This is a genomic window from Streptomyces liliifuscus (genome assembly GCF_016598615.1).
Taxonomy (GTDB): Bacteria; Actinomycetota; Actinomycetes; order Streptomycetales; family Streptomycetaceae; genus Streptomyces; species Streptomyces liliifuscus.
On the sequence record NZ_CP066831.1, the window covers coordinates 8,696,624 to 8,723,296 of the forward strand.

Consider the following 26,673-nt stretch of genomic DNA (forward strand, 5'->3'; position numbering starts at 1 on the left):
TAATAGACCGACCCCATACCTTTACAGGGGCGACCTGACCGGATCTTGTGGGCGGGCGCCTCGCACAGGCCCTCATGCCAGGAAGCCGCGCAGGAGCGCAGCCGTGCCCGCGCAGTGTTCGCGCATCATCTCGCGGGCCCCGTCCGCGTCCCCGTCGAGCACCGCCTCGACCAGCGCCTCGTGCTGGCGCTGCGAGTGCTCCAGGTTCCGGACCAGGAGGGGGATGCAGTCGAGCAGGTCGTTCACGGTGGCGCGTACCGCCGCGTACTGGGCGGTGAGGGTCGGGGAACCGCACAGCTCGGCGAGGGTGAGGTGCAGGAGGGTGTCCAGGCGGCGGTAGTCCGACAGGGGGGCGTCCTGGGTGCGGGCCAGAGCCTCGCGCAGGCGGGTCGACCGGTCGGGGGACAGACCGTGCGCGGCGCAGAGACCCGCCGCGCCCACCTCCAGGACCTCGCGGAAGCGCAGCACGTCCTCTATGTCGACCTCGTCGATCCGGCGGCGCAGCTCGGCCTCGCCGGGGGCGTCGGTTCGGGGGAGGACGAACGTGCCGCCGTATCGGCCGCGCCTCGACTCGACCAGGCCCTGGTCCTGGAGGACCTTCAGGACCTCGCGCAGCGTCACCCGGCTGATCCCGAGGCGGTCCGCCAACTCCCGTTCGGCGGGCAGCCGTTCGCCCCCGGGCACCAGGCCGAGCCGGACGACCTGGAGGATCTGCTCCAGGGCCTCCTCGAAGCCGTTGCCCGCGCGCACCGGGCGCAGCACCGGCGTCAACCGGTCGTTCAGTTCATGTGGATCCGGCTGCGACATCCGGCCGTGCCCCCTTCCCAAGCAATGGTTCTCGGCAATACCTTATGGCTCTCGGCTGACCGAAGGAGGCATTTCCCGTGGCAGACCGCACACCACCCCTCAGTGTCGAGGAGCTGCACGCCCTCGTCGCGAGCGGCGAGATCGACACGGTCGTCCTGGCCTTCCCGGACATGCAGGGGCGGCTCCAGGGCAAGCGGTTCGCCGCGCGCTTCTTCCTCGACGAGGTCCTGCACCACGGTACGGAGGGCTGCAACTACCTTCTGGCCGTCGACACCGACATGAACACCGTCGACGGATACGAGATGTCGTCCTGGGAGCGCGGTTACGGCGACTTCGCCATGCATCCGGATGTGAGCACGCTGCGCCGTGTTCCCTGGAACGCGGGTACGGCGATGCTCGTCGCCGACCTCGCCTGGGACAACGGCTCGCCCGTCGTGGCCGCGCCCCGCCAGATCCTCCGGCGCCAGCTGGAGCGGCTCGCCGAGCACGGGTTCACCGCGCAGGTGGGGACCGAGCTGGAGTTCATCGTCTTCAAGGACACGTACGAGCAGGCCTGGGACGCGAACTACCGGGGCCTCACGCCTGCCAATCAGTACAACATCGACTATTCGGTGCTCGGGACCGGGCGGATCGAGCCCCTGCTGCGGCGTATCCGCAATGAGATGGGCGCCGCCGGGCTGATCGTCGAGTCCGCCAAGGGCGAGTGCAATCCCGGGCAGCACGAGATCGCCTTCAAGTACGACGAGGCCCTGGTCACCTGCGACCAGCACGCCATCTACAAGACCGGGGCCAAGGAGATCGCCTCCCAGGAGGGCGTCTCGCTCACCTTCATGGCCAAGTACAACGAGCGCGAGGGCAACTCCTGTCACATCCACCTCTCGCTCGCCGACGCCGACGGCACCAATGTCATGGCGGGCGACGGGGCGGGCGGGATGTCGCAGGTCATGCGGTACTTCCTCGCGGGCCAACTCGCCGCGCTCCGGGACTTCTCGCTGCTCTACGCGCCCAACATCAACTCGTACAAGCGGTTCCAGCCCGGGTCGTTCGCGCCGACGGCCGTGGCCTGGGGGTACGACAACCGGACCTGCGCGCTGCGGGTCGTCGGGCACGGGCGCTCGATGCGGTTCGAGAACCGGCTTCCGGGTGGGGACGTCAATCCGCACCTCGCCGTCGCGGGGCTCGTCGCGGCCGGACTGTACGGCATCGAGCAGAAGCTGGAGCTGCCGGAGGCGTGTACCGGGAACGCGTACACCTCGGGGTACGAGCACGTGCCGACCACGCTGCACGAGGCCGCCGAGATCTGGGAGAAGAGCGCCATCGCCAAGGCCGCCTTCGGTGACGAGGTGGTCGCGCACTACCGCAACATGGCGCGCGTCGAACTGGACGCCTTCGACGCCGCGGTGACCGACTGGGAGCTCCGCCGCTCCTTCGAACGCATGTGAGGGGTTCTTCGTTGTCCCAGTCCCAGCCGCAATCCGAGCCGCAATCCCAGTCGCACCTGCGGGCTCCTGCGTCCGATGAGCACGAGCTCCGGGTGCTCAATCCGGCCACCGAGGAAGTCGTCGCCACCGTTCCGGGTGCGGGCACGGCCGAGGTGGACGCGGCCGTCGTACGAGGCGCGAAGGCACAGGTCCGGTGGGCCGCCCTCGCGCCCGGTGAACGGGCCCGGCTGTTGCGCCGGTTCGCCGTCGTCGTCGACGAACATCTGGAGGAACTCGCCCAGCTGGAGGTCCGCGAGGCCGGGCATGTGGTCGGCAACGCCCGCTGGGAGGCGGGCAACGTGCGCGATCTGCTCGACTACGCGGCCGGGGGCGTGGAGCGGCTCACCGGGCGCCAGATCCCGGTGCCGGGCGGTCTCGACATCACGATCCTCGAACCGCTGGGCGTCGTCGCCGTCATCGCGCCGTGGAACTTTCCGATGCCCATCGCGGCATGGGGTACGGCTCCGGCGCTCGCGGCGGGCAACGCGGTCATCCTCAAGCCCGCCGAGACGACCCCGCTGACGGCCCTCCGACTGGCCGAACTCGCCCCGGCGGCCGGGCTGCCGGAGCATCTCTTCCAGGTGCTCCCGGGGGCGGGCGCGGTCACCGGCAACGCGCTGGTCGAACACCCCGGGGTCGCGAAGATCGTCTTCACGGGGTCAACGACCGTGGGCAAACAGGTGTTGGCCAAGGGCTCGGCGCTTCTCAAGCGCGTCACCCTCGAACTCGGCGGCAAGAGCCCCAACATCGTCTTCGCCGACGCCGACATCGAGGCCGCCGCGGCCGCCACCCCCATGTCCTTCCTCGACAACTCCGGCCAGGACTGCTGCGCCCGCACCCGCATCCTCGTCCAGCGGTCCGCGTACGACCGCTTCCTCGAACTCCTCGCCCCGGCGATCGAGTCCGTCGTCGTCGGCGACCCGGCCGACGAGAAGACCGCCATGGGCCCGCTGATCTCCAAGTCCCAGCTGGAGCGCGTACGGTCGTACGTCACCGAGACCACCGACAGTGCGGTCGGCATCCGGGGCACCGCCCCCGAAGGCCCCGGTTTCTGGTTCCCGCCCACCGTCCTGACCGGAATCGAGGCCCACGCGCGCGTGGCCGTCGAAGAGGTCTTCGGACCGGTCGCCGTGGTCCTCCCCTTCGAGGACGAGGCCGACGCGATCCGCCTCGCCAACGCCACCGAGTACGGCCTGGCCGGTTCCATCTGGACCCGGGACGTGGGCCGCGCCCTGCGCGTGTCGAGCGCCGTCCGAGCCGGGAACCTGTCCGTCAACTCCCACTCCAGCGTCCGCTACTGGACCCCGTTCGGCGGCTTCAAACAGTCGGGCATCGGCCGCGAACTCGGCCCGGACGCCCTGGCCGCCTTCACCGAAACCAAGAACGTCTTCATCAGCACGGAGGGCCCCGCACAGTGAGCGCAACGACCGACGACATCATCTGCCGCCGCCTGGTCGGCCGCACCGCCGTCATCACCGGGGCCGGCAGCGGCATCGGCCTCGCCACCGCACGCCGGCTCGCCTCCGAGGGCGCACACGTCGTCTGCGGCGACGTCGACGAGACCCGCGGCAAGGCCGCTGCCGAGGAGATCGGCGGCATCTTCGTGAAGGTCGACGTCACCGACCCCGAGCAGGTCGAGGCGCTCTTCAAGACCGCGTTCGACACGTACGGGTCCGTCGACATCGCCTTCAACAACGCGGGCATCTCGCCGCCCGACGACGACTCGATCCTGGAGACGGGCCTGGAGGCCTGGAAGCGCGTCCAGGAGGTCAACCTCACGTCGGTGTACCTGTGTTGCAAGGCCGCGATCCCCTACATGCGGCAGCAGGGCAGGGGCTCGATCATCAACACCGCCTCGTTCGTGGCCCGGATGGGCGCCGCGACCTCGCAGATCTCGTACACGGCCTCCAAGGGCGGTGTGCTCGCCATGTCCCGTGAGCTGGGCGTGCAGTTCGCGCGGGAGGGCATCCGCGTGAACGCCCTGTGCCCCGGGCCGGTCAACACGCCCCTCCTCCAGGAACTGTTCGCCAAGGACCCGGAGCGGGCCGCGCGCCGCCTCGTGCACATCCCGGTCGGGCGGTTCGCGCAGGCCGAGGAGATCGCCGCGGCGGTCGCGTTCCTCGCCAGCGACGACTCCTCGTTCGTGAACGCCACGGACTTCCTGGTGGACGGCGGAATCTCGGGCGCGTACGTCACGCCCTTGTAGGCCGCGGGCCGTCCGTGGCTGGTCGCGCAGTTCCCCGCGCCCCCGCGGGGCACGGTGGCTCACCGGAGTTCGCCGAAGCCGCCTAGAGTGCCGGGATGAGCATGACGCCCCCGCCCGGGTGGTACCGGGACCCCTCCGCCCCGCACGTGGAGCGCTGGTGGGACGGGACCGCCTGGACCGAACACCGGCGCTCACCTGACGCGTCGACGCCACAACAGCCGTACGCGCAGCCGCAGTTCACGCCTTCGACGCCGACGGTACCGCTCGGGACCGGCGTCTCGGGCGGCTCCGGCGGCTCCGGCCGTGCGAAGGCGATCGCCCTCACCGCCGCGGCCGTCGTGCTGGTCGCCGCGATCGTCACGGGCGCCGTCGTCCTGAGAGGGGACGACGGCGACCCGCAGACGCAGACCGCGCCGACGCCCACGTCGTCCGAGCCCACGAGCGCCGCGCCCTCGCCCTCGGAGTCCAGCTCCGAACCGTCCGCCGACGACCCCTCCGTCGTCGTGGACGAGCTCAACGGCATCACCCTGCCGCTCCTCGACGGCTGGGCCAGACCCCAGAGCGTCACCGAGACCGACATCATGATGACCACGTCCGGGACGTACGACTGCCCGGGCGACGACGGCCTCTGCCGCCACGGCACGGTCATCTCGCGCACGGTCACCTCGAACGACGAGAAGTCCCCCGAGACCCTCGCCAAGGACGACATATCCGAGGCGGCCGACCGCGCCTACGACCGCAACAAGGTCAACCAGCGCCCCTTCCACGGCATCACCTCGCACGAGGTGGTCGGGCAGGGGTCGGTGGCGGTCGCCGGCCGCACCGGGTACTTCGTGCGCTGGCGCGTCAAGACCGAGGCGGGGCCCGGAGGTTACGTCCAGTCGATGGCGTTCCCGTCCAGCGTCGGCTCGGAGTCGATGGTCATGGTGCGGTACGCCTTCGACGCGGGCGAGGAAGGGCCGCCCCTCGCCGACATGGACCGGATCACCAAGGGGATCCGGCCCGTGGGCGACGAGGGCACGGGCGGCGGAGTGGGCAGCAGCATCGGCCCCACCCAGTAGCCGGCTCCGGCCCGCACGGCAGGCCGGAGCCGGCTGTCAGCTGTCGGCTACAGGAACGTGTGGCCTTCCCCGCGATAGGTCGGGACCGTCGCCGTCACCGCGTCGCCCTCCACGAGCTGCAGCACGTCGAACCGCTCGCACAGCTCCCCGGCCTTCGCGTGCCGGAACCACACTTTGTCGCCGATCAGCAGATCGTCCGCGGGCGAGCCGAGCAGCGGCGTCTGCACCTCGCCGGCACCCTCCTGGGCGTCGTACCGCAGCCCCTCGGGCAGGTACGGCACGGGCGACCGGTCGGGACCCGCGGCACCCGACGCCGGGTAGCCGCCGCCGAGGACGGTCACCACACCCACCCCCGGCCTGCGCACGACGGGCTGTGCGAAGAGCGCGGCCGGACGCCCGCTGAACGACGTGTAGTTGTCGAAGAGCCGCGGCTGGTACAGCCCCGACCCGGCCGCGATCTCGGTCACCGAGTCCTCGGCCGCGGTGTGCTGGACGCTGCCCGTGCCACCGCCGTTGACGAACTCCAGGTCCGGCACGACGGCCCGCACCGTCCGCACGACGTCCGCCCGGCGCTGCGCCAGCTCCTTGCGGGCCGTGGCCTGCATCAGCCGGATCGCACGCGACCGCAGCGGCCGCCCCCGCACGGAGTCGCCGACCCCCGCGATGTGCCCCTCGTACGCCATGATCCCGACGAGCCGGAAACCGGGCCGACGAGCGACCGTACGGGCCATCTCGGCGACCTGGGCGGGGGAGTGCAGCGGCGAACGGCGGGCGCCGACCCGGACCCGGCCGCCGAGCATCTTCAGCGCGGTGTCCAACTCCAGGCAGACACGCACCTCTTCGCGTCCGCCCTCCCGGGCGTCGTCGATCAGCTTCAGCTGCGCCGGGTCGTCGACCATGACCGTCACGGCGGCCGCGAGCTTCGGATCGGCGGCGAGCTCCGCGTACGCCTTGCGGTCCGCGGACGGATACGCGAGCAGTACGTCCTCGAAACCGGAGCGCGCCAGCCACAGCGACTCGGCGAGCGTGAACGACATGATCCCGGCGAAGCCGTCCCGGGCCAGCACGCGTTCGAGCAGCGCACGGCAGCGTACGGACTTGCTCGCGACGCGTACGGGCTTGCCCGCCGCCCGCCGTACGAGATCCTCCGCGTTGGCGTCGAAGGCCTCCAGGTCCACGATGGCGACGGGTGCGTCTAGGTGAGCGGTGGCCCGGTCGTAACGGGCCCGGTCTGCGGCGCGGGCAGTCATGGGCGAAGCCTGCCAGACCTGATTACCGCAGGGTAGGGGGACGTTCCGGGCAGATGCCCCGGGCCTGCCGACTGGTTCCCACTCGCACAGCGTCAACCCGTAGAGTGACGCGCACGCAAGCAGGGAACGGGTCCGGAGGGGACCCTCCGGCGGGCCGGTCGCCGGGGCCGAGGAAACGGGGGGTGCATGAGCACGGAAGCGCGCCGCGCCTCCATTCCGCCACGCCCCTCGACGCCCCCCGAGCAGCCCTCGGCGGAGAGTGGACGAGAGCAGTCCGACGAGTCCGGGAATAAGGGAGACACGGGCAACTCCGGTACGCCGTCGGGCCGTGGCGCCGTCGAGGCGCCCGAGAGCCCGGACCACCGGCCCTGGTTCGACGCCTTCGGATCCGCGAGGTCGGGGCGTGCGTCGCACCAGCCCGGGACCGCGGGTGTTCCGCGGCGGCCCGAGGGGCCGGACGCCGATGCCATGGACTCTTCTGCGGGGCGCGACTTCGGAGACGCACCGCCGAGGCCCGGCATCCCGGAGACCCGGCCGGGCTCCGGCGCCCCGGGCACACCGCACCGGCCGCACGCGTCGGACGGGACCGGCCCCCGAGGCACGTCCTCGGCCGCGACGTCCCGCTTCCCGAACCTTCGTCCCGCGGGCGAACGGCGCCACGAACCGGAAATGCCCCCGCCGCCCCCCGCTTCGGCGCGCTTCCCGGACACACCGCCGCCCGACACGGGCGCCATGCCGCGCGTGGACCGGACAGGGAAACCGCCCGTCCCACCGCGCCCGTCGACCGGCCCACGCACCACCCCGACGAGCCCGGAGAACACCGCTCGCCCACCACGTCCGTCCGACGCCCCCGGAACGACTCCGGGCCACACCGAACAGACGACTCCCCTACGCACCGAACAGCCGGGCGTCCCACCACGTCCGCCGCGTGAACCCGGGGCGGGCTCAAGCGCCACCGACCGGGCCGATGTCCCACGCCGTCCGGCGGCCGAGTCGGGGATGGGGGCGGGGCGTCCGGCGCGTGAACCCGGGGCGGCCCCAAGGACCACAGATCAGGCCGATGTCCCACGCCGTCCGGCGGCCGAGTCCGGGATGGGGGCGGGGCGTGCCGAGCGGGCGGGTGCTCCTCCGCGTCCGGCGCGTGAACCCGGGGCGGGCTCAAGGGCCACCGACCGGGCCGATGTCCCACGGCGTCCGGCGCCCGAGTCCGGGGCGGGGGCAGGGCGTGCTGAGCGGGCCGGTGCTCCGCCGCGTCCGGCGACCGAGTCCGGGGCGACCGCAGGGCGTGCGGGGCAGGCAGGCTTTTCGCAGCGTCCGGCGGGGGATTCGTATGCTCCGGGGAGGAGCGCCGAGGGGGCGGCGGGGGTCCCGCCGCGTCCCGCGGACGCACCGGGAGGGGCGGGAGCGGCCGGTCGGAGTACTCGGGGGAGCGACGGTCCGGCGCGGCCCGCGGCCGAGTCCCGCGGTCCGAGGGCGAACGGCGAGGGCAGTTCCGGCCCGCACCGTCCCGCCACCGATCCGCGGACGGCCAACGCCGCACCCCGGACGGCCAACGGCACCTCCCAGGAGCGTCCCGACTCCGGGCTGCCCCTGCGGCCCTTCGCCCCGCCGAGGCCGGAGACTCCGGGGCCCAGGCCCGGCGCCGCCGAACGCCGCGTCGCGCCGCCGTCGGGGCCGGGCGCCGCGGAACGCCCGGCCAGGCCGCCCGTTCCGCCGCGGCCGAGCACGTTCCACCCCTCCGCGCGGCGCACCGGCGCGCCCTGGGAGACCCCGACGGAGACCACCACCAGACTGCGACCCGTCCCGGCTGTCCCGGCCGCCCCTGCCGACCCGCCCGCGGCGGCCGGCCCCCCGCGCCGCCCCGAGATCCACCTGTCCGGCTCGGCCGAGTCCTTCACGGACCCCACTCCGCACGTCACGGAAACCCCGGGCCCGACCCACCGCCCCTTCGTGTCCCTCGCGGCCCCCGACACGTACGACAACGACACCGTCCAGCCGCGCACGGGAGGCGCCCGTCCGCGCCCCCGCCTCGCGGCCGTGGTGACCTGCGTCGTGCTGGGGCTCGGGCTCATCGGCGGTGCGGTGACGGGCAGTTGGCTGAGCGGCGACAGCGCGGACGGGGCCGGAACACCGGACGCGTTCACGGCGGCCGGGGCCCTGTGGCACAGCATCCCCGTGGACGAACTCTTCCCGCCCACCGTCGACGGCGAGGGCGCGGGCCCGGGCGGCGCCGACCGCACATGGACCCGTATCGCCGTGGCCCCGGACAGCGGCTGCAAGGACGCCTTCGACCCGCTCCTGAGCAAGGCGCTCGCCCCCGCCGGCTGTCTGCGCCTCCTGCGCGCGACCTACACGGACGCCACCCGCAGCCACGTCACCACGGTCGGCCTGCTGTTCACGAAGGCGGACTCCGCGGCCATGGGCACCCTGCGCACCCGGTTCAACGCACAGGGCCTCGACCGCCGACGAGACCTCATGCCCCGCCCATACGGCGCACAGGGCACCCTCGCCGCCGGGTTCGGCGACGCCCAGCGCGCGTCCTGGACCCTCTCGGTCCTGACCGACGCCCCGGTCGTCGTCTACGCCGTCTCCGGCTTCGCCGACGGCCGTACCGTCACCGAACCGCAGCCCGCCGAGGACGCGATGAAGGCCGACGCCACCACGCCCGCCGCCCAGGGCGGCCTGGGCCACGACGCACAGGGCCTCGCCGACCGCATCGAGCGAAGCCTCCGAAAGACCGTCAACTCGGCCACGGAGAAGCCGTCATGACCCGCAGGGCCCTGCACAGGAAGGGACTCGTGGTCGGCCTACTGGCCGCCACCATCGCCCTCCTGCCCTCCACCGCCGCTCACGCCGACGGGATCCGTGCCAAACAGTGGGCCCTCGACGCGATGCACACGCAGGAGGCGTGGCAGACGACGAAGGGCAAGGGCATCACCGTCGCCGTACTCGACACGGGTGTCGACGACGAACACCCGGACCTCGAGGGCAACGTCCTCACCGGCAAGGACATGGTCGGCTTCGGCGCCGGCCGCGGCGACCGCCCCTGGGCCCGCCACGGCACCGCGATGGCCGGCATCATCGCGGGCCACGGACACGGCGTGGGCGACGCCGACGGAGTCATGGGCATCGCCCCGGAGGCCAAGATCCTCCCCGTCCGCGTGATCCTCGAAGACGGCGACTCCGCCCGCGGCAAGGCCCGCAACACCCGTGGCAACGCCCTCGCCGAAGGTATCCGCTGGGCCGCCGACCACGACGCCGACGTCATCAACCTCTCCCTCGGCGACGACTCCAAGTCCGCCCACCCCGAGGCCTCCGAGGACGCCGCCGTCCAGTACGCCCTGAAGAAGGGCGCCGTCGTCGTCGCCTCGGCCGGCAACGGCGGCGAGAAGGGCGACCACATCTCGTACCCGGCGGCCTACCCGGGCGTCATCGCCGCGACGGCCGTCGACCGCTACGGCACCCGCGCCTCGTTCTCCACCCGCCGCTGGTACGCCACGGTCAGCGCGCCCGGCGTCGACGTCGTCATCGCCGATCCGGACCGGAAGTACTACGAGGGCTGGGGTACGAGCGCCGCGTCGGCTTTCGTCTCCGGCGCGGTCGCCCTCATCAAGGCGGCCCACCCGGGCCTGTCCCCGGCCCAGATCAAACAGCTCCTGGAGGACACGGCCCGCGACGCTCCCACCGGCGGCCGCGACGACTCCCGGGGCTTCGGCTTCGTGGACCCCGCGGCCGCCATCAAGTCAGGCGCCGACCTGAAGCCCGAGGGCCTGAAGGCGGCGGCCCACAACAACAAGTACTTCGGCAAGGGCCCCGACGCCGCCAAGGAGGACAGCCCCACGTCGGCCTGGGTGGGCCCCTTGGCAGGCAGCACCGGCGGCGTCCTCCTGGTAGTGGCCATCATCCTCTGGCGAGGCAGCAGAAAACCAACCAAGCCCCTTTAGAACCAAGCCCTTTCGGGGGCGCGGGGAACTGCGCGCTCAGCCCAGAACAACCCGCACACGACACACGCCGCGCGGCAGCGTTTTTCAGGGGCGCGGGGAACTGCGCGACCAGCCCACCACGACCCGCACATCCCCACCGGACCGCGGGAGCGTCAGTCCCCCTCAAAACAGGACACGGCCACCTTCGCAACAGCCTCAACCACCGAAATCCCCTTCTCCTTGGTCGAGTTGCCGTCGGACAGGACAGCCACCAAATACTCCCGACCGTCGCTCACACCCACCCGCCCCACACTGTTGATGTCCCACAACCCGGTCGCACTCCGCGGCAACCACCCGTTCTTCAGGGCGATTTCAGAGGCCCCGGCGCCAGCCCCGGCGGCAGACACCCCCCAGTCCTGCCCCACGGCGATCTCCCCCATGAGCCCCACCAGATACGCCCGAGACCCCTCGCTCAACTCCGACTCGTCCCCGAACACCTGCCCCAACAACGTGAGTTGATCGGCGGCCGTGGTCTGCGTAAGCCCCCACAACGCCCCGTCCCCACCCTCCGTGTGGAGCAGCCCGAACCGCTCGTTCGCCGCCCGCAACCCCTCCGCCTGCCCGATCGCCGTCCACAGGGCGGTCGCCGACGCGTTGTCGCTGTTCCGGATCATCGCGGCGGCGTACGTCTTCTCCTGCGCGGTGAGCCCCCGCCCCGCGTCCTGCGCCTTCAACAGCAACGAGGCCAGGATGTCGACCTTCACGATGCTCGCGGTGTCGAACGCCCCGTCCCCGTACACGGCGCTCGCACCGGACGACACATCCAGCACCGCCACCGACACCGCCGCCCCGTCCTCGACGGCCACGGCCTCCACGGCCTCGGCGAGCAGCGCATCCCGGTCCACCACGGGAGTGGGCCTGGGCCTGGAACTGGTCGCAGCCGTGGGCACCGCCGAAGATTCCACCGTCGCCTCCATCGCTTCCGTCGCCCCCGACGAGGCACCCGCACCGGACGCCACCGAGGAAGATACGAGCCCCTCGGCATCGTGCGCCTGCGCCTTCACGTACATCGTCCCCGAGGACGCGGCGCCCACGAGCACGACGGAGGCGACCGAGGCGTACACGAGAGACCTGCGACGGGACGGACGGCCACCGCGCGGACGAGCCCTGTGGGGGAACATGCCGCGATCGTGGGCCCCCGCACTGTGCGCCCGGTTAGACGGATGTTAGAAGCGTGTCAGCGATCCCTGAGAAACCCGTGAACTCCGTGAACGACGGGTTTCCGACCGACGCAAAGCGCACGATCACCCCACCGGACGGGTCGGCGCCGCCCACCGGACGGACCGCCACCGCCCACCGATAGGCTCGGTGCCCGTGGCGAACAAGAACATCCCCGACCCCGGCTTCTCCGACGACGACGGCTCCGCCGACCCCCGGCTGAGCGCGGCGCTCACGGCCTGGGCCGAGGACCGGTCCGCGCACGGCCCCGTTCTCGCCGCGCTCAAGGGAGCCCGGCTCCTCGTCCCCGTCGTCGCCGTGCTCGGCGAGGTCGAGGAGGACGAGAACGGGCTGCGCCGCGAGAAGACCAGCGACATGGCCGTCCCGACCCTCAAGGCAGGCGACCGGACCGCCCTGCCCGCCTTCACGTCCACCGAGTCGCTGGCGCGCTGGGACCCCGAGGCCCGCCCCGTCGCCGTACCCCTGCACCAGGCACTCCAGGCCGCCGCCCACGAGAAGGCCGACACCGTCGTACTCGACCTGGCGGGCCCCGTCCCGTACGAGCTCACGGGCCCGGCCCTGCTGGCGCTCGCCGAAGGGCGCACCACGACGGACCCGCTGGCCGATCCGGCCGTGGTCGCCGCGGTACGCGCCGCGGTCGCCGACGAACCCCTGGTGCTCCGCGCCCACCTCGGCCCCGGCCGTGCCGACGGCACCCTCGCCCTCGTACTGGACCCGTCCGCCGCCCCGGCCGAGACCGCCCAGGCCGTCGCCCGCCGCCTCGCCGCGGACGAGACACTGAGGGCCCGCCTGGTACGCGGCCTCGACCTGGCACTCCTGCCGGCCGAGGCGACGCCACCGGGCGAGCCCCTGTACGTACGCCAGTGATGGAGGTACGTCACAAGTAGAAGTCGGCGAGACGTACGCCGGGAAAGCGTGCTGCCGGACGGGTCAGCCGAAGACCGGACCCGTGTACTTCTCGCCCGGACCCTGGCCCGGCTCGTCCGGGACGAGCGACGCCTCGCGGAACGCCAGCTGCAGCGACTTCAGGCCGTCGCGCAGCGGGGCCGCGTGGAAGGAGCTGATCTCGGTCGCGCTCGCGTCGAGCAGCCCGGCCAGCGCGTGCACCAGCTTGCGAGCCTCGTCGAGGTCCTTGTACTTGTCGCCCTCCTCGGTCAGACCGAGCTTCACGGCGGCGGCGCTCATCAGGTTGACGGCGACCGTCACGAGGACCTCGACCGCGGGGACCTCCGCGATGTCGCGGGTCATGGCGTCGAAGTCGGGGGTCTCAGGAGGGGTCTCACTCATGCCCCACACGATAGGCCCCGGCCCGTCGGCCTCCGCCCGCGGGAGCCCCGGCTTCGTCCGAGGTAGCCCCGGCTTGGTCCGAAGGAGCCCCTGCCCCGCCCGTCGGAGGCCGGGCGCCTTCCGCAGGGGGCCCGGGAAACAGTGCATGCAGGCCGATTCGCACCACCCCGGGGGAGCTGCTAACCTTGTGTAACGACCGGCCGGTCACTCCTGTGCCCGGCCCGCAAGTGGAGGCTCCGATCTCCCACCCGACTGTCCTCAGGGACGGCGGGTCACCCGGTCAGGCGGCCACCATCGTTCCGTACGGACGATGGAGTCGCTGGATATGCGCCCCGCGGGCCACCGCGGCGGTGCTCCGGTCATTCTTGGAGCCACCGCCTGTGTCCTGTCCGGGGCATTTTTCATGTGCCGCGGTGGTTGGTCCAGTGAAACAGACATACGCGAGCTGTCTGCCAGACAGCCGTGTGGTGCTATCCGAGGAGGATCCATCAGCGCCGAGCCCCGCATCAACGACCGGATTCGCGTTCCCGAGGTGCGACTTGTCGGTCCCAGCGGCGAGCAGGTCGGGATTGTTCCGCTTGCCAAGGCCCTGGAGCTTGCGCAGGAGTACGACCTCGACCTGGTCGAGGTGGCCGCGAACGCGCGACCGCCGGTCTGCAAGCTCATGGACTACGGGAAGTTCAAGTACGAGTCGGCCATGAAGGCCCGTGAGGCGCGCAAGAACCAGGCGCACACGGTCATCAAGGAGATGAAGCTCCGGCCGAAGATCGACCCGCACGACTATGACACCAAGAAGGGTCACGTCGTCCGGTTCCTCAAGCAGGGCGACAAGGTCAAGATCACGATCATGTTCCGTGGTCGCGAGCAGTCCCGCCCGGAACTGGGCTACCGACTGCTGCAGCGTCTCGCTTCGGACGTCGAGGACCTCGGGTTCGTCGAGTCCAACCCGAAGCAGGACGGCCGAAACATGATCATGGTTCTCGGCCCGCACAAGAAGAAGACCGAGGCGATGGCCGAGGCCCGTGAGGCCCAGGCGGCCCGCAAGGCCGAGGCGAAGGCCAACCCGGGCAAGTCGCAGAACCACGCGGGTGACGACATTCCCGAAGGGGAGGTCGCCGACGCCGACACGGAGACCGCCGAGGCTCCGGCCGAGGCTTCCGCCGAGGCCTGATCCCGGGGCGCGAGTCCCAAGGGGGTTCCCGGACGAGAGTCCGGGGACGTCAACCGATACACATGACGTTCCGTTGTGCCCGGTTTCACGACCGGGCACAGGAGCGCCACTGACGAGGAGAGAACGGCGCTATGCCGAAGAACAAGTCGCACAGCGGTGCCAGCAAGCGCTTCAAGATCACCGGCTCCGGCAAGGTGCTCCGTGAGCGCGCCGGCAAGCGCCACCTGCTCGAGCACAAGTCGTCGCGCGTCACGCGCCGCCTCACCGGCAACGCCGAGATGGCCCCGGGCGACGCCAAGAAGATCAAGAAGCTTCTCGGCAAGTGACGTTCGGGCGCCTCGGCGCCGTACGTCTGGACCGGGACCCAATCGAATTCGGGCCGTGTGACGACCACCACGGCCCCGCTACAAGGAGTTAAAAAGTGGCACGCGTCAAGCGGGCAGTCAACGCCCACAAGAAGCGCCGGGCGATCCTCGAGGCGGCCTCCGGCTACCGCGGTCAGCGTTCGCGCCTGTACCGCAAGGCCAAGGAGCAGGTCACCCACTCGCTGGTCTACAACTACAACGACCGCAAGAAGCGCAAGGGTGACTTCCGTCAGCTGTGGATCCAGCGCATCAACGCTGCGGCCCGCCAGAACGGCATGACGTACAACCGCCTCATCCAGGGTCTGAAGGCCGCCAACATCGAGGTGGACCGCAAGATCCTCGCCGAGCTGGCCGTCAACGACGCCAACGCGTTCGCCGCGCTCGTCGAGGTCGCGCAGAAGGCCCTGCCGTCGGACGTCAACGCGCCGAAGGCTGCGTGACGCTCGCGCTGGCCTTGGCCGGAACTGCTGTGGACCCGCTCGCCTTTCGGCTTGCGGGTCCACTTGTGTTTTCCTCCGCCGCGTGTCGGGCCGGCCGGTTCGGCGCCGCCGGAATCCGCCGTCGCGGCTGAGCGCCGCCGCGGCGGAGACGAGGGGCCCTCCCCGGCCCCGTGAACCCGGCGGAATGACGTGCCCCATCCGTGAACCAAAGGTGATCCCATGCCTGTCGGCCCCGAGCTGATCTCTCCCCGTTCCGCGCGCGTCTCGGCCGCCCGGCGGCTCGCGAAGCGGAACTTCCGGGGGAAGGAGCGGCTGTTCCTCGCGGAGGGGCCGCAGGCCGTGCGAGAGGCCGCCGGGCACCGGGGGGACGGCGGAGAAACACTGGTCGAACTCTTCGCGACGCCGGACGCCGCCGAGCGGTACGCCGACATCGTGGGTGAGGCCCGGGACGCCGGGGCCCGGGTGCACCTCGCCGACGAGGACGTGATCGCGGACATCTCGACGACCGTCACCCCGCAGGGACTCGTCGGGATCTGCCGGTTCCTGGACACGCCGTTCGAGGAGATCCTCAAGGCCGGGCCCAAACTGGTGGCCGTACTGGCGAACGTCCGGGATCCCGGGAACGCCGGGACCGTCCTGCGCTGCGCCGACGCCGCGGGCGCCGACGCCGTCGTCCTCACCGACGCGTCCGTCGACCTCTACAACCCCAAGTCCGTACGGGCGTCGGTCGGTTCGCTGTTCCATCTGCCGGTCGCGATCGGCGTACCCGTGGAGCACGCGGTGCAGGGGCTGAAGGACGCCGGGGTGCGGATTCTCGCGGCCGACGGAGCGGGCGAGGACGACCTCGACGACGAGCTCGACAAGGGCACCATGAGCGGTCCCACCGCCTGGGTCTTCGGGAACGAGGCGTGGGGGCTCCCGGAGGAGACGCGCGCGCTGGCGGACGCCGTCGTGCGCGTACCGATTCACGGCAAGGCCGAGAGCTTGAACCTCGCGACGGCGGCCGCCGTATGTCTCTACGCGTCGGCTCGTGCACAGCGTGCCCGCCGTGCTGGTTCCTGAGGGGGTCCGTTCCGTCACTCCCAGCTAGTAGGGTGACGGGCTCGGGGGCCCTGCGCCAGACGAGAGGTGGGGTACGGGGATGAGTGTCGGCACGAGCGGTGCGAAGAGCGCACTGCGGGCGCATGACGTGCGGAGCGCGCCCGCGCCCCGGCACGGCGATCTCGCCGAGCTCGGCCTCGACCCCGACGAGCTGCCCGACGGACTCGTGATCGCAGACGAGCGCGGCCGGGTGATCTGCTTCAACGCCGCCGCCGCCCGCATCACCGCCACGCCCGCCGCCGACGCCCTCGGCCGGCACCTCGACTGGGCCCTGCCGTTGGAGGATCTCGAAGGCCGCCGCTGGTGGCAGCTGACCGACCCGTACGGCGGGCTGGCGATCCGGGTCGGACAGCCCGAGCGCAATCTGCTGCTCCCCGGGGGCCGGGAGGTCCTGGTCTCGGCACGGTACGTACGGGTGCGGCCCACCGGCCCGATCCGCCGGGTCGTCGTCTCCCTCCGCGACACCGAGGCCCGCCGCCGCACCGAGCGCAGTCACGCCGAGCTGATCGCCACCGTCGCCCACGAGCTGCGCTCGCCGCTCACCTCCGTGAAGGGTTTCACCGCGACGCTGCTCGCCAAGTGGGAGCGGTTCACGGACGACCAGAAGAAGCTGATGCTGGAGACGGTCGACGCGGACGCCAACCGGGTCACCCGCCTCATCGCCGAGCTCCTCGACATCTCCCGCATCGACTCCGGGCGCCTCGAACTGCGCCGTCAGCCCGTCGACATAGGCGCCGCCGTCGGCCGGCACATCCAGGCATACGTCGCCTCCGGCCAGTCGGCCGACCGCTTCCTGCTGCGCATCGGCCAGCCCCTGCCCGATCTGTGGGCCGACCCCGACAAGGTCGACCAGGTGCTCAGCAACCTGCTGGAAAATGCGGTGCGGCACGGCGAGGGAACCGTCACCATCGACGTGGAGCCCGCGCCGTCACTCCGCGAAGGAGAGGACGCCTGCACGTCGGTCACGGTGAGCGACGAAGGCCCCGGCATCCCGGAGGAGTCCATGAACCGCGTCTTCACCCGCTTCTGGCGGGGCAGCAAGCGCGGCGGCACCGGCCTCGGCCTCTACATCGTCAAGGGCATCGTCGAAGCCCACGGCGGCACCATCACGGTCGGCCGCGCCCCCGAGGGCGGCGCACAGTTCCGATTTACGTTGCCCGTGGGCACCCCGGCGTACCTGCAGTAACGCCGCGAGGCCCCCACGGGCGCATTCGCACACCTCACCCCCGTTAGACTCGGCCTTTGGCACCTTTGCGTCCCCTTTTCAGGGACAGGGCGTCCCGCGAGTCGCGACGGGGACCGTTGGCCAACCAATCGGAAGCACGGGAAGAGATGTCGGCACCGAACAAGTCGTACGACCCTGTTGAGGTCGAGGCACTGAAACCGGAAGAGATCGAGCGCATGCGGGACGAGGCGCTCGCCGCCTTCGCCGCCGCCGGTGACCTCGACGCGCTCCAGGAGGCCAAGGTCGCCCACACCGGCGGCGCCTCGCCGCTGGCGCTCGCCAACCGCGAGATCGGCGCCCTGCCCCCGCACGCCAAGGCCGCCGCCGGCAAGCTGGTCGGCCAGGCCCGCGGCGCGGTGAACAAGGCGCTCGCCGGACGCCAGGCCGAACTGGAGGCCGAGCGCGACGCACGCGTGCTCGTCGAGGAGGCCGTGGACGTCACGCTGCCCCACGACCGCGTACCGTCCGGCGCCCGGCACCCGCTGACCACCATGATGGAGCGGGTCGCGGACGTCTTCGTGTCCATGGGATACGAGATCGCCGAGGGCCCCGAGGTCGAGGCGGAGTGGTTCAACTTCGACGCCCTGAACTTCGGCCCGGACCACCCGGCCCGGCAGATGCAGGACACCTTCTTCGTGCAGGGCCCCAAGGGCGCCGACAGCGACGGCGAGTCCGGTGTCGTGCTCCGTACGCACACCTCGCCCGTGCAGGCCCGCGCGCTCCTCGACCGTGAGCCGCCCGTCTACGTCGTGTGCCCCGGCCGCGTCTACCGCACGGACGAGCTGGACGCCACGCACACCCCGGTCTTCCACCAGATCGAGCTGCTCGCCGTCGACGAGGGCCTGACCATGGCCGACCTCAAGGGCACCCTGGACCACATGGTCCAGTCGCTCTTCGGCGCGGACATGAAGACCCGGCTGCGCCCGAACTACTTCCCCTTCACCGAGCCGTCCGCCGAGATGGACATGCTCTGCTACGTCTGCAAGGGCGAGTCCGTCGGCAACCCCGACCGTCCCTGCCGCACCTGCTCCAGCGAGGGCTGGATCGAGCTCGGCGGCTGCGGCATGGTCAACCCGCGCGTGCTGACCGCCTGCGGTGTGGACCCCGAGAAGTACAGCGGATTCGCCTTCGGGTTCGGCATCGAGCGGATGCTGATGTTCCGCCACAACGTCGAAGACATGCGAGACATGGTCGAGGGTGACGTCCGGTTCACCCGGCCGTTCGGGATGGAGATCTGATGCGGGTCCCGCTTTCCTGGCTGCGGGAGTACGTCGACCTCCCCGCCACCGAGACCGGCCGCGATGTGCAGGCCAAGCTCGTTTCCGCCGGCCTGGAGGTCGAGAGGGTCGAGCAGCTCGGCGCCGACCTCAAGGGGCCGCTCGTCGTCGGCCAGGTGCTGACCATCGAGGAGCTGGAGGGCTTCAAGAAGCCCATCCGCTTCTGCACGGTCGACGTCGGCACCGCCAACGGCACCGGTGAGCCGCAGGAGATCGTCTGCGGCGCCCGCAACTTCGCCGTCGGCGACAAGGTCGTCGTGGTCCTGCCCGGCGCCGTCCTGCCCGGCAACTTCGCGATCGCCGCGCGCAAGACGTACGGCAAGACCTCGCACGGCATGATCTGCTCCGGCGACGAGCTGGGCATGGGCGACGACGGCAGCGGCGGCATCATCGTCCTGCCGCCCGAGCACGAGGTCGGCACCGACGCCGTCGAGCTGCTCGAACTCGTCGACGAGGTCCTCGACATCGCCGTCACGCCCGACCGCGGCTACGCGCTGTCGATGCGCGGCGTCGCCCGCGAGGCCGCCACCGCCTACGGTCTGCCGCTGCGCGACCCGGCGCTGCTCGACGTACCGGGTCCGAACGCGTTCGGCTACCCCGTGCAGGTCTCCGACCCGCAGGGCTGCGACCGCTTCACCGCGCGCACCGTCACCGGTCTGTCGCCCGAGGCGCGCTCCCCGATCTGGCTGCGGCGCCGTCTCCAGAAGGCGGGCATGCGCCCGATCTCGCTGGCCGTCGACATCACCAACTACGTGATGCTGGAGCTCGGTCAGCCCCTGCACGCGTACGACCGCTCCCGTGTCCAGGGCACGATCGGTGTGCGCCGGGCCGAGCCGGGCGAGAAGCTCACCACCCTCGACGGCACCAAGCGCACGCTGGACGCCGAGGACCTGGTGATCACCGACGACCGCGGGCCGATCGGCCTGGCCGGTGTCATGGGCGGTGCCAACACCGAGATCGACGACACCGAGGGCACCACCACCGAGGTCGTCGTCGAGGCCGCGCACTTCGACCCGATCTCCATCGCGCGCACGGCCCGCCGGCACAAGCTGGCCTCCGAGGCGTCCAAGCGCTTCGAGCGGGGCGTCGACCCGGAGGCCACGTCCGCCGCCGCCCAGCGCACGGTCGACCTGCTGGTCCTCCTCGCGGGCGGTACCGCCGACGGGGGCGTCACCGAGGTCATCGCGCCCTCGGCGCCGCGCACCATCAGCATCCCGGCGAACCACCCGGACAAGGTCGCGGGCGTCGACTACGGCCGCGAGACCGTCGTACGCCGTCTCCAGCAGGTCGGCTGCGACGTCTACGGGCAGGACGAGCTGATCGTCACCGTGCCGTCCTGGCGGCCCGACCTGACGGACCCGAACGACCTGGCCGAAGAGGTCATCCGGCTCGAGGGCTACGAGAACCTGCCCTCGACCCTGCCGAAGCCTCCGGCGGGCCTCGGCCTCACCGACCGGCAGCGGCTGCACCGCCGGGTCGGCCGCGCACTGGCCGGCGCCGGATATGTCGAGGCGCTGAACTACCCGTTCATCGGCGAGCACGTCTTCGACCAGCTCGGCCTGGCCGCCGACGACCCCAAGCGCCGGGTCGTCAAGCTGGTCAACCCGCTCTCCGACGAGGAGCCCGCGCTCCGTACGACGCTGCTGCCGGGCCTCCTCCAGGCCCTGCGCCGCAACGACGGGCGGGGCTCGCACGACCTGGCGCTCTTCGAGACGGGCCTGGTCTTCCACCCGCAGGACGAGCTGCGCGTCGCGGTGCGGCTGCCCGTCGACCGCCGTCCCACGGACGAGGAGATCGCGTCCCTCACCGACGCGCTCCCCGTCCAGCCCCGGCACGCCGCCGTCGTCCTCGCGGGCGCCCGTGAGCAGGCCGGCTGGTGGGGCAAGGGCCGCCCGGCCGACTGGGCCGACGCCGTCGAGTCCGCGCGCACTCTCGCCCACGAGGCGGGGACCGAACTCCTCGTGCGCCAGGGCCAGTACGGGCCGTGGCATCCGGGCCGCTGCGCCGAGCTCGCCGTCGTCGTGGACGGCGCCGAGCGGGTCATCGGGTACGCGGGCGAGCTGCACCCCCGTGTCCTGAAGGCCCTGGGGCTGCCCGCGCGCAGTTGTGCGATGGAGGTGAACCTGGACGTGCTGGAGCAGGCGAGTGCGGGGCTGCCCAAGGGGCCGCACGTGTCGACCTTCCCGGTCGCCACGCAGGATGTCGCACTGGTCGTCTCCGCGGACGTCCCGGCGGCCGACGTCGAGGCCGCGCTCCGCGAGGGGGCGGGTGAACTGCTGGAGTCCATCCGGCTGTTCGACGTCTACGAGGGTGAGCAGCTCGGCGAGGGGCGGAAGTCGCTGGCGTACGCGTTGCGCTTCCGCGCGGACGATCGCACGTTGACCGTGGACGAGGCCTCCGCGGCGCGTGACGCCGCCGTCGCCCTCGCGGGCGAGCGTGCGGGGGCTGTTCTTCGGAGCTAGCTCCACCGGTGGTGCCGGGGGACTGCGGATTGTCGGCCGGCTGCGGCTGCGTCGTGGCTTGTCGCGCAGTTCCCCGCGCCCCTTTCGGGGCGCTGTTCGTGTCACCTCACTCATTTGGGTGACAAGTGTGGGCGATCCGGGCCGATCGGGGCAGGCGGTCGACAGAATCGACCCGGCCGAACAGGCCGGTGCCTGCGCTGAACAGGGCCTTAGGGGGGCCATCGGCATGATCCATACCAAGGCTGGGGGTCTCCGTCGGGCCAGTCCCGGGGTGAGCCACCGGACACGATGGCGGAAAACCGTATCCCGGACGCTCGGTCACACACAGGCCGACAGACTGCGCCGTGCCCGGGCCCGCCGGCTCGGCCGCGGCGAGGCCCGCCGACTCGGCCGGGACCAGCAGCGACTGCGGCGGGTGCTGGAGATGGGGCTGCCCGCCGCGTGGGGCGCGGCGGCCATCACGTACAAACTGGCCTGTCCGCTCGCCCAGGAGGACGGGCTCGGTGCCCGGATCGCCACCTGCGCCGTCTTCTTCGCCGTCGGCACGGGCCTGATGCTGCACGTCAGGCGGGGACTGCTGCGCGAACTCCGGCAGATCCGCAAGGTCGCGGGAGCCGCCCAGGGCGCCCTCCTCCGCCCGCTGCCCCCGCGCGTCGACGGGCTGAACATCGCGGCGGCCCAGTTCTCCGCCGACCGCGGGGCCACCGTCGGGGGAGACCTGTACGAGGTGATCGGCACCGAGCACGGAGTGCGGATCGTGATGGGCGACGTCCGCGGGCACGGGCTCGCCGCCCTCGGTACCGTCGCCGCAGTGCTCGGCAGCTTCCGCGAGGCCGTCCACGACGAGGCCGAACTCGCGGGCGTACTGCGGAGACTGGAGCGCGCCATGGCCCGCCATCTGCGGGAGCGCGCGAGGGCCGAGCACCCCTCGTCCGGGCTCGAACCCGACAACCCGGTCGCCGAGGAGTTCGTCACCGTGCTCCTCCTGGAGATCGGTCCCGACGGCGAGATGCGTGCCCTCAACTGCGGTCACCCGTGGCCGTATCTGCTGCGCCACCACACGGGACCGGTCGGTGTACGAGGACATGTGGAGCACCTCGCCGTCGGCGACCCCCTGCCTCCCCTCGGGCTCTTCCCCCTCCCCGCCGAACTGCCCGTCGTCCACTGCGGGCCCTTCCTGCCCGGCGAGGCACTGTTCCTCCACACCGACGGCGCCGAGGACGCCCGCGACGGCGACGGCCGATTCTTTCCCCTCACGACCACACTCACCGAGGCGGCCCGCACCCAACCGGTCTCACCCCAGGCCGTACTCCGCACGGTCCTCACCCAACTCCTGCGCCACGCGGGCGGATTGCCGACGGACGACGTAGCCGTACTGGTCCTGCGCAACGATCGTCAGCACGATCGCGCCCCCTCGGGGGCGCGGGGAACCGCACGACCAGCCACGATGGACCCGCAGCCGACCAACCACCTTTAGTCGTCCGGTGCTTGGTCGTCCGGCCCAATCCAGCGGAGCGGACCGGCGGAGCCGTCCGCCCCGCCACGGAGTGTCGGGCAGGCAGCTGGGCGGACGGCGCGAATCGGGCCGCCGCACTGTACGAGGGGGAGCCGGCGGCCCGGCCGGCCTCTTACGAGGCAATTCAGTCAACCGGGTAGCAACTCTCCGCAACAGCGCGCGTACTGCCCGGATTCGGGCACTCCGTTCACACCCCGTGTGAAGACGGAGGCGCTACGTTAAGCAGCACCGTCTGCACCGAGCCACCGGATGGCATTCATGCAGCCCAACACTCTGCTCGACGCGATCCTCGACGAGGCCGGTGTCTCGCACGCGGGACTCGCCGCCCATGTGAACCAGGCAGGCCGGGCGCGTGGCCTCGCACTCCGTTACGAACACACGGCCGTGGCGCGGTGGCTGAAGGGGCAGCGACCGCGCGGCCAGGTGCCCGACCTGATCTGCGAGGTACTCGCCGGCCGGCTCCAACGGCCCGTCACGCTCGACGACATCGGCCTCGGCGTGCCCGGCGAACCGGCCACCCCGCACGGCACGACGCTCTCCGGCTTCGTGGAGCGCGCCACCGCGCTGTGGCGCTCCGACGAACAGCAGCGGCCGCACATCCTCGGTGCCCCCGCCGTCACCGGCACGCCCGCGGTGATGCCCGTGTGGGAGTGGGAGAACCCGCCCGAGGACGTGGACGTCTCGCGCGGCGGACGGCACCGCGTGAGCATGTCCGACATCGAGATGCTGCGCGCCGCCCGCGCCCACTACGAGCAGATGTACCGCAAGGCCGGTGGCGTGGCGACCCGTACCCGCATCGTGGGCTTCCTCAACTCCGAGACCGCGCCGCTCCTCAGGGGCAGCTACACCGACGCCACCGGCCGCCAGCTGCACCGGGCCACCGGAGGCCTGGTGGCGATCGCGGGCATCTGCGCCTACGACTCGGACGCGCACGGCCTGGCCCAGCGGTACTTCCACCAGGCGCTCAGACTCGCGAAGGCCAGCGGGGACAGGGGACTTGGCGCCTATGTCATCGCGCTCCTCGTCAACCAGGCGCTGTTCATGCGCGAGCACCGGCAGGCGGTCGCCTTCGCTGAGGCCGCGTTGCGCGCCGCGGGCCGGCACATCACTCCGGCGCTCGCGTCGGACCTCTACGCGATGCAGGCCAAGGCGTACGCACACCTCGGCGACGGCAGCAGCGCGCTGTCCTGCATCCGGCGTGCCGAGCAGGCCGCCGAGCGCATCCGGCGCGGCTACGAACCGGACGAGACCGGCTATGTCCAGCCCGGTCTCGTCAACGTACAGGTGGCGGAGGCCCTCTTGAGCCTCGGCGACCTGTCCGCCGCGCGGGAGCACGCCGCGGCGGCCGTGGACAACCCGGCGCACGACCGGGGCAGGGTGCACCGGCTCGCCATGCTCAGCCAGATCGAACTGCGCCAGGGCAACGCCGACAAGGCGGTGGTCACCGCGGTCGAAATGGCGGAGCGGGCGCGGGGAATGGAGTCCCAGCGGCTGCGCGACAGACTGCGGGCGGTACGCGAACACCTGGTGGCCAACGGGTGCGCGGGCACCTCCGAAGCCGCTGAACTCATCGACGGAGCACTGCGCGTACCGCTCTAGACGTTCCGACCACCGCGGGGAGCCCCCGAGCCTCCCCGCGGCGGGCAACTCTGCCCCTGCCGCTGCGCTGTGAAGACGCTCCTGCTGCCATATTGCCATCTACTCGGCGGAAGGTGGCAGAACCGTGCAGTGGACGAAACTGAACGAACAAACTGTGTACGCAAACCGCTGGTTCAGCGTCAATCTCGCAGATGTCGAGCTGCCGGACGGTCGGCACCTCGATCACTTCTTAATACGGCTGCGGCCCGTCGCCGTGGCCACTGTGGTGAATGAGGCGAACGAGGTGCTGCTTCTGTGGCGGCACCGCTTCATCACCGACAGCTGGGGATGGGAGCTTCCCGCGGGTGTCGTCGAGGACGGTGAGGACATCGCCGTCGCGGCGGCCCGCGAACTGGAGGAGGAGACCGGGTGGCGACCGGGACCCCTGCGCCATCTGATGAGCGTCGAGCCTTCCAACGGGCTCACCGACGCGCGGCACCACATCTACTGGGCCGACGAAGGCGCGTACATCGGGCATCCCGTGGACGACTTCGAGTCGGACCGTCGGGAATGGGTTCCCCTCAAGCTCGTGCCCGACATGGTCGCCCGCGGCGAGGTCCCGGCCGCCAATATGGCAGCCGCGCTGCTCCTCCTGCACCATCTGAGGCTCGGGCAGGACGCTTTGCCCTGATCCCCCCACCACGTCCTGGGGCCTAGCGGCCCAGAGCCTGATAGACCGCCACGGCGAGCGCGCCCACGGCCGTGACGACCGCTACCGCGCGCAGTGGCCAGCGGGTGTGTTCCAGGGTGACGACCCGTGCGCTCAGGTCGTTCACCTCCTTGGCGGTCTGTTCGGCGCGATGGCTGAGCAGAGCCAGGCCGCCCTCGACGCGGGCATGAGCCACATCGAGTCGGCGGCGTAACTCTGCGAGTTCTCCTTGGACCACGGGATGCTCCGGGTCGGCGGTCACGGGTCCGCTCCTTTCCGTAGTCGTCACATCCGCTTCATGCGCACGGAAAGTCAACTCGCCTGGTGGACACGTGGGGAGAGTGTGCGAGGGGCATATGCGAGCCCGCCACGCACACGGTGTGTGAATGACACGGACCCGGCCCCCCAAAGGGAGCCGGGCCCGCGTCGGCCTGAGGTTGTACGGACAGTAGTCACGCGCCCCGAAGGGGCGCGGGGAACTGCGCGACAAGCCACAACGAACCGGCAGCCAACCGTCAAACCCGCGGACGCGTCCCTCAGGCGTACGTATAAAAACCGGAGCCGGACTTACGGCCGAGCCGCCCCGCGTCGACCATCCGCTGAAGCAGCGGCGGAGCCGCGTACAGCGGCTCCTTGTATTCGTCGTACATCGAATCCGCGACCGACGCGACCGTGTCGAGGCCGATCAGGTCGGACAGCTTGAGCGGCCCCATCGGGTGGGCGCACCCGAGCTCCATGCCGTTGTCGATGTCCTCGCGACTCGCCATGCCGGACTCGAACATCCGGATCGCGGAGAGCAGATACGGGATCAGCAGCGCGTTGACCACGAAGCCCGAACGGTCCTGCGCACGGATCGCGTGCTTGCCGAGGATCTTCTCGACCAGCGACTGCGCCCGGCTGATGGTGCCCTCGGACGTGGTGAGCGCCGGGATCAGCTCGACGAGCTTCTGCACCGGGGCCGGGTTGAAGAAGTGGATGCCGATGACCTGGTCGGGACGCGACGTGGCGACGGCGAGCTTCACCAGCGGGATCGAGGAGGTGTTGGAAGCGAGGATCGCGTCCTGCCGGGTCACCACCTGGTCCAGCACCTGGAAGATCTCGGTCTTCACCTGCTCGTTCTCGACGACCGCCTCGATCACCAGATCGCGGTCGGAGAACTCGCCGAGGTCGGTGGTGAAGGACAGCCGCGCCTGGGTGGCGTCCCGCTCCTCCTCGGAGATCTTGCCGCGCTCGGCCGCCTTGGCGAGCGAGTTGTAGAGCCGGGTCCGGCCAATCTCCAACGCCTCACCGGTGGTCTCGGCGACCTTCACATCCAGGCCGGCGCGGGCGCACACCTCGGCGATGCCCGCCCCCATCTGGCCGCAGCCCACCACTCCGACGCGTTCGATGTCGGTCACATCGTCCCTTTCGCTCTCACTCGTCACTGGCCCGACAGGTCCCGGTCCGGTGCCTGTCACCGCCACGCACGTTACTCCGGAACTGCACACGATCGTCCGGCCGGGTCGGGCATGCTGTGCGGTGGAAACGGTCCGTGACCAGGCGGACCCGGAGCGTTTGGAGCGTGCGGCATGGGGC

Annotated in this window: 23 protein-coding genes; 17 read left to right on the forward strand and 6 right to left on the reverse strand. The window is 71.5% G+C overall.

Annotation, left to right across the window (positions count from 1 at the left end; genetic code table 11):
• Positions 1 to 72: 72 nt before the first annotated feature.
• Positions 73 to 807, reverse strand: a complete 735-nt coding sequence (locus JEQ17_RS37475; protein ID WP_200399393.1) for a FadR/GntR family transcriptional regulator — start codon at positions 805 to 807, stop codon at positions 73 to 75.
• A gap of 77 nt (positions 808 to 884) precedes the next feature.
• On the opposite strand from JEQ17_RS37475, the gene JEQ17_RS37480 reads away from it, so the two are divergent.
• The 4 genes from JEQ17_RS37480 to JEQ17_RS37495 all read left to right on the forward strand — a co-directional run bounded on the left by JEQ17_RS37480 (position 885) and on the right by JEQ17_RS37495 (position 5,555).
• Positions 885 to 2,249 (forward strand): glutamine synthetase family protein, encoded by a 1,365-nt coding sequence (locus JEQ17_RS37480; RefSeq protein WP_200399394.1) that lies wholly within the window; start codon positions 885 to 887, stop codon positions 2,247 to 2,249.
• A 56-nt stretch (positions 2,250 to 2,305) separates the two neighbouring features.
• Positions 2,306 to 3,706 (forward strand): aldehyde dehydrogenase family protein, encoded by a 1,401-nt coding sequence (locus JEQ17_RS37485; protein ID WP_200401921.1) that lies wholly within the window; start codon positions 2,306 to 2,308, stop codon positions 3,704 to 3,706.
• Positions 3,703 to 4,494, forward strand: coding sequence for a 3-oxoacyl-ACP reductase (locus JEQ17_RS37490; protein ID WP_200399395.1), 792 nt, complete (start codon positions 3,703 to 3,705; stop codon positions 4,492 to 4,494). The genes JEQ17_RS37485 and JEQ17_RS37490 overlap by 4 nt, the downstream gene beginning before the upstream one ends.
• Before the next feature lie 101 nt (positions 4,495 to 4,595).
• Positions 4,596 to 5,555: a DUF2510 domain-containing protein gene (locus JEQ17_RS37495; RefSeq protein WP_200401922.1), complete on the forward strand. Its 960-nt coding sequence runs from the start codon at positions 4,596 to 4,598 to the stop codon at positions 5,553 to 5,555.
• Positions 5,556 to 5,602: 47 nt separating this feature from the next.
• Here the strand turns inward: JEQ17_RS37495 and JEQ17_RS37500 are convergent, their stop codons facing one another.
• The gene (locus tag JEQ17_RS37500; RefSeq protein ID WP_200399396.1) at positions 5,603 to 6,805 is read right to left on the reverse strand and encodes an amino acid deaminase/aldolase; all 1,203 of its coding nucleotides are present in this window, start codon (positions 6,803 to 6,805) and stop codon (positions 5,603 to 5,605) included.
• 1,950 nt (positions 6,806 to 8,755) lie between these two features.
• On the opposite strand from JEQ17_RS37500, the gene JEQ17_RS37505 reads away from it, so the two are divergent.
• Together JEQ17_RS37505 and mycP are read left to right on the forward strand one after the other, a co-directional pair.
• On the forward strand, positions 8,756 to 9,574 hold the full coding sequence (locus tag JEQ17_RS37505; RefSeq protein WP_234048510.1) for a hypothetical protein: 819 nt from the start codon (positions 8,756 to 8,758) through the stop codon (positions 9,572 to 9,574).
• A complete protein-coding gene (gene mycP / locus JEQ17_RS37510; RefSeq protein WP_200399397.1) occupies positions 9,571 to 10,749 on the forward strand; it encodes a type VII secretion-associated serine protease mycosin in 1,179 nt (392 codons plus the stop codon). Before JEQ17_RS37505 ends, mycP begins: the two co-directional genes overlap by 4 nt.
• 152 nt (positions 10,750 to 10,901) lie before the next feature.
• Here mycP and JEQ17_RS37515 read toward each other — a convergent pair whose 3' ends face one another.
• Entirely contained in the window at positions 10,902 to 11,909 is a 1,008-nt protein-coding gene (locus JEQ17_RS37515) for a serine hydrolase (RefSeq protein WP_200399398.1), read from the reverse strand.
• Between the two features lie 193 nt (positions 11,910 to 12,102).
• Here JEQ17_RS37515 and JEQ17_RS37520 point away from each other — a divergent pair, with 193 nt between their 5' ends.
• On the forward strand, positions 12,103 to 12,834 hold the full coding sequence (locus JEQ17_RS37520) for an SseB family protein (protein ID WP_200399399.1): 732 nt from the start codon (positions 12,103 to 12,105) through the stop codon (positions 12,832 to 12,834).
• Positions 12,835 to 12,897: 63 nt separating this feature from the next.
• Here JEQ17_RS37520 and JEQ17_RS37525 read toward each other — a convergent pair whose 3' ends face one another.
• On the reverse strand, positions 12,898 to 13,254 hold the full coding sequence (locus tag JEQ17_RS37525; protein WP_055613892.1) for a DUF1844 domain-containing protein: 357 nt from the start codon (positions 13,252 to 13,254) through the stop codon (positions 12,898 to 12,900).
• A 532-nt stretch (positions 13,255 to 13,786) separates the two neighbouring features.
• On the opposite strand from JEQ17_RS37525, the gene infC reads away from it, so the two are divergent.
• The 10 genes from infC (at position 13,787) to JEQ17_RS37575 (ending at position 25,080) form a co-directional block, all read left to right on the forward strand.
• On the forward strand, positions 13,787 to 14,425 hold the full coding sequence (infC, locus tag JEQ17_RS37530; protein ID WP_234048511.1) for a translation initiation factor IF-3: 639 nt from the start codon (positions 13,787 to 13,789) through the stop codon (positions 14,423 to 14,425).
• Between the two features lie 131 nt (positions 14,426 to 14,556).
• On the forward strand, positions 14,557 to 14,751 hold the full coding sequence (gene rpmI, locus JEQ17_RS37535; RefSeq protein ID WP_019065473.1) for a 50S ribosomal protein L35: 195 nt from the start codon (positions 14,557 to 14,559) through the stop codon (positions 14,749 to 14,751).
• A 95-nt stretch (positions 14,752 to 14,846) separates the two neighbouring features.
• Entirely contained in the window at positions 14,847 to 15,230 is a 384-nt protein-coding gene (gene rplT, locus JEQ17_RS37540) for a 50S ribosomal protein L20 (RefSeq protein WP_003970214.1), read from the forward strand.
• Between the two features lie 219 nt (positions 15,231 to 15,449).
• Entirely contained in the window at positions 15,450 to 16,292 is an 843-nt protein-coding gene (locus JEQ17_RS37545) for a TrmH family RNA methyltransferase (protein ID WP_200399400.1), read from the forward strand.
• 79 nt (positions 16,293 to 16,371) lie between these two features.
• On the forward strand, positions 16,372 to 17,517 hold the full coding sequence (locus JEQ17_RS37550) for a sensor histidine kinase (protein WP_200399401.1): 1,146 nt from the start codon (positions 16,372 to 16,374) through the stop codon (positions 17,515 to 17,517).
• Between the two features lie 146 nt (positions 17,518 to 17,663).
• The gene (gene pheS, locus JEQ17_RS37555; RefSeq protein WP_200399402.1) at positions 17,664 to 18,794 is read left to right on the forward strand and encodes a phenylalanine--tRNA ligase subunit alpha; all 1,131 of its coding nucleotides are present in this window, start codon (positions 17,664 to 17,666) and stop codon (positions 18,792 to 18,794) included.
• Entirely contained in the window at positions 18,794 to 21,295 is a 2,502-nt protein-coding gene (pheT, locus tag JEQ17_RS37560; protein ID WP_200399403.1) for a phenylalanine--tRNA ligase subunit beta, read from the forward strand. Before pheS ends, pheT begins: the two co-directional genes overlap by 1 nt.
• A 424-nt stretch (positions 21,296 to 21,719) precedes the next feature.
• Positions 21,720 to 22,772: a PP2C family protein-serine/threonine phosphatase gene (locus tag JEQ17_RS37565; protein WP_200401925.1), complete on the forward strand. Its 1,053-nt coding sequence runs from the start codon at positions 21,720 to 21,722 to the stop codon at positions 22,770 to 22,772.
• 297 nt (positions 22,773 to 23,069) lie between these two features.
• A complete protein-coding gene (locus JEQ17_RS37570) occupies positions 23,070 to 24,410 on the forward strand; it encodes a hypothetical protein (protein WP_055613930.1) in 1,341 nt (446 codons plus the stop codon).
• Between the two features lie 124 nt (positions 24,411 to 24,534).
• A complete protein-coding gene (locus JEQ17_RS37575; RefSeq protein WP_055613886.1) occupies positions 24,535 to 25,080 on the forward strand; it encodes an NUDIX hydrolase in 546 nt (181 codons plus the stop codon).
• Positions 25,081 to 25,102: 22 nt separating this feature from the next.
• On the opposite strand, the gene JEQ17_RS37580 is transcribed toward JEQ17_RS37575, so the two are convergent.
• Entirely contained in the window at positions 25,103 to 25,360 is a 258-nt protein-coding gene (locus JEQ17_RS37580; protein ID WP_200399404.1) for a hypothetical protein, read from the reverse strand.
• Between the two features lie 274 nt (positions 25,361 to 25,634).
• Positions 25,635 to 26,495 carry a 3-hydroxybutyryl-CoA dehydrogenase gene (locus JEQ17_RS37585; RefSeq protein WP_200399405.1) on the reverse strand — a complete coding sequence of 287 codons (861 nt, stop codon included), beginning with the start codon at positions 26,493 to 26,495 and terminating at the stop codon, positions 25,635 to 25,637.
• Positions 26,496 to 26,673 lie beyond the last annotated feature (178 nt).

What these genes read in the sequence shown, in the direction of transcription:
- pheS (WP_200399402.1), top strand. Translation starts at nt 17,664, where the DNA reads ATGTCGGCACCGAACAAGTCGTACGACCCTGTTGAGGTCGAGGCACTG.
- JEQ17_RS37550 (WP_200399401.1), top strand. Translation starts at nt 16,372, where the DNA reads ATGAGTGTCGGCACGAGCGGTGCGAAGAGCGCACTGCGGGCGCATGAC.
- pheT (WP_200399403.1), top strand. Translation starts at nt 18,794, where the DNA reads ATGCGGGTCCCGCTTTCCTGGCTGCGGGAGTACGTCGACCTCCCCGCC.
- rpmI (WP_019065473.1), top strand. Translation starts at nt 14,557, where the DNA reads ATGCCGAAGAACAAGTCGCACAGCGGTGCCAGCAAGCGCTTCAAGATC.
- JEQ17_RS37515 (WP_200399398.1), bottom strand. Translation starts at nt 11,909, where the DNA reads ATGTTCCCCCACAGGGCTCGTCCGCGCGGTGGCCGTCCGTCCCGTCGC.
- JEQ17_RS37525 (WP_055613892.1), bottom strand. Translation starts at nt 13,254, where the DNA reads ATGAGTGAGACCCCTCCTGAGACCCCCGACTTCGACGCCATGACCCGC.
- JEQ17_RS37545 (WP_200399400.1), top strand. Translation starts at nt 15,450, where the DNA reads ATGCCTGTCGGCCCCGAGCTGATCTCTCCCCGTTCCGCGCGCGTCTCG.
- JEQ17_RS37570 (WP_055613930.1), top strand. Translation starts at nt 23,070, where the DNA reads ATGCAGCCCAACACTCTGCTCGACGCGATCCTCGACGAGGCCGGTGTC.
- JEQ17_RS37565 (WP_200401925.1), top strand. Translation starts at nt 21,720, where the DNA reads ATGGGGCTGCCCGCCGCGTGGGGCGCGGCGGCCATCACGTACAAACTG.
- JEQ17_RS37475 (WP_200399393.1), bottom strand. Translation starts at nt 807, where the DNA reads ATGTCGCAGCCGGATCCACATGAACTGAACGACCGGTTGACGCCGGTG.
- JEQ17_RS37500 (WP_200399396.1), bottom strand. Translation starts at nt 6,805, where the DNA reads ATGACTGCCCGCGCCGCAGACCGGGCCCGTTACGACCGGGCCACCGCT.
- mycP (WP_200399397.1), top strand. Translation starts at nt 9,571, where the DNA reads ATGACCCGCAGGGCCCTGCACAGGAAGGGACTCGTGGTCGGCCTACTG.
- JEQ17_RS37495 (WP_200401922.1), top strand. Translation starts at nt 4,596, where the DNA reads ATGACGCCCCCGCCCGGGTGGTACCGGGACCCCTCCGCCCCGCACGTG.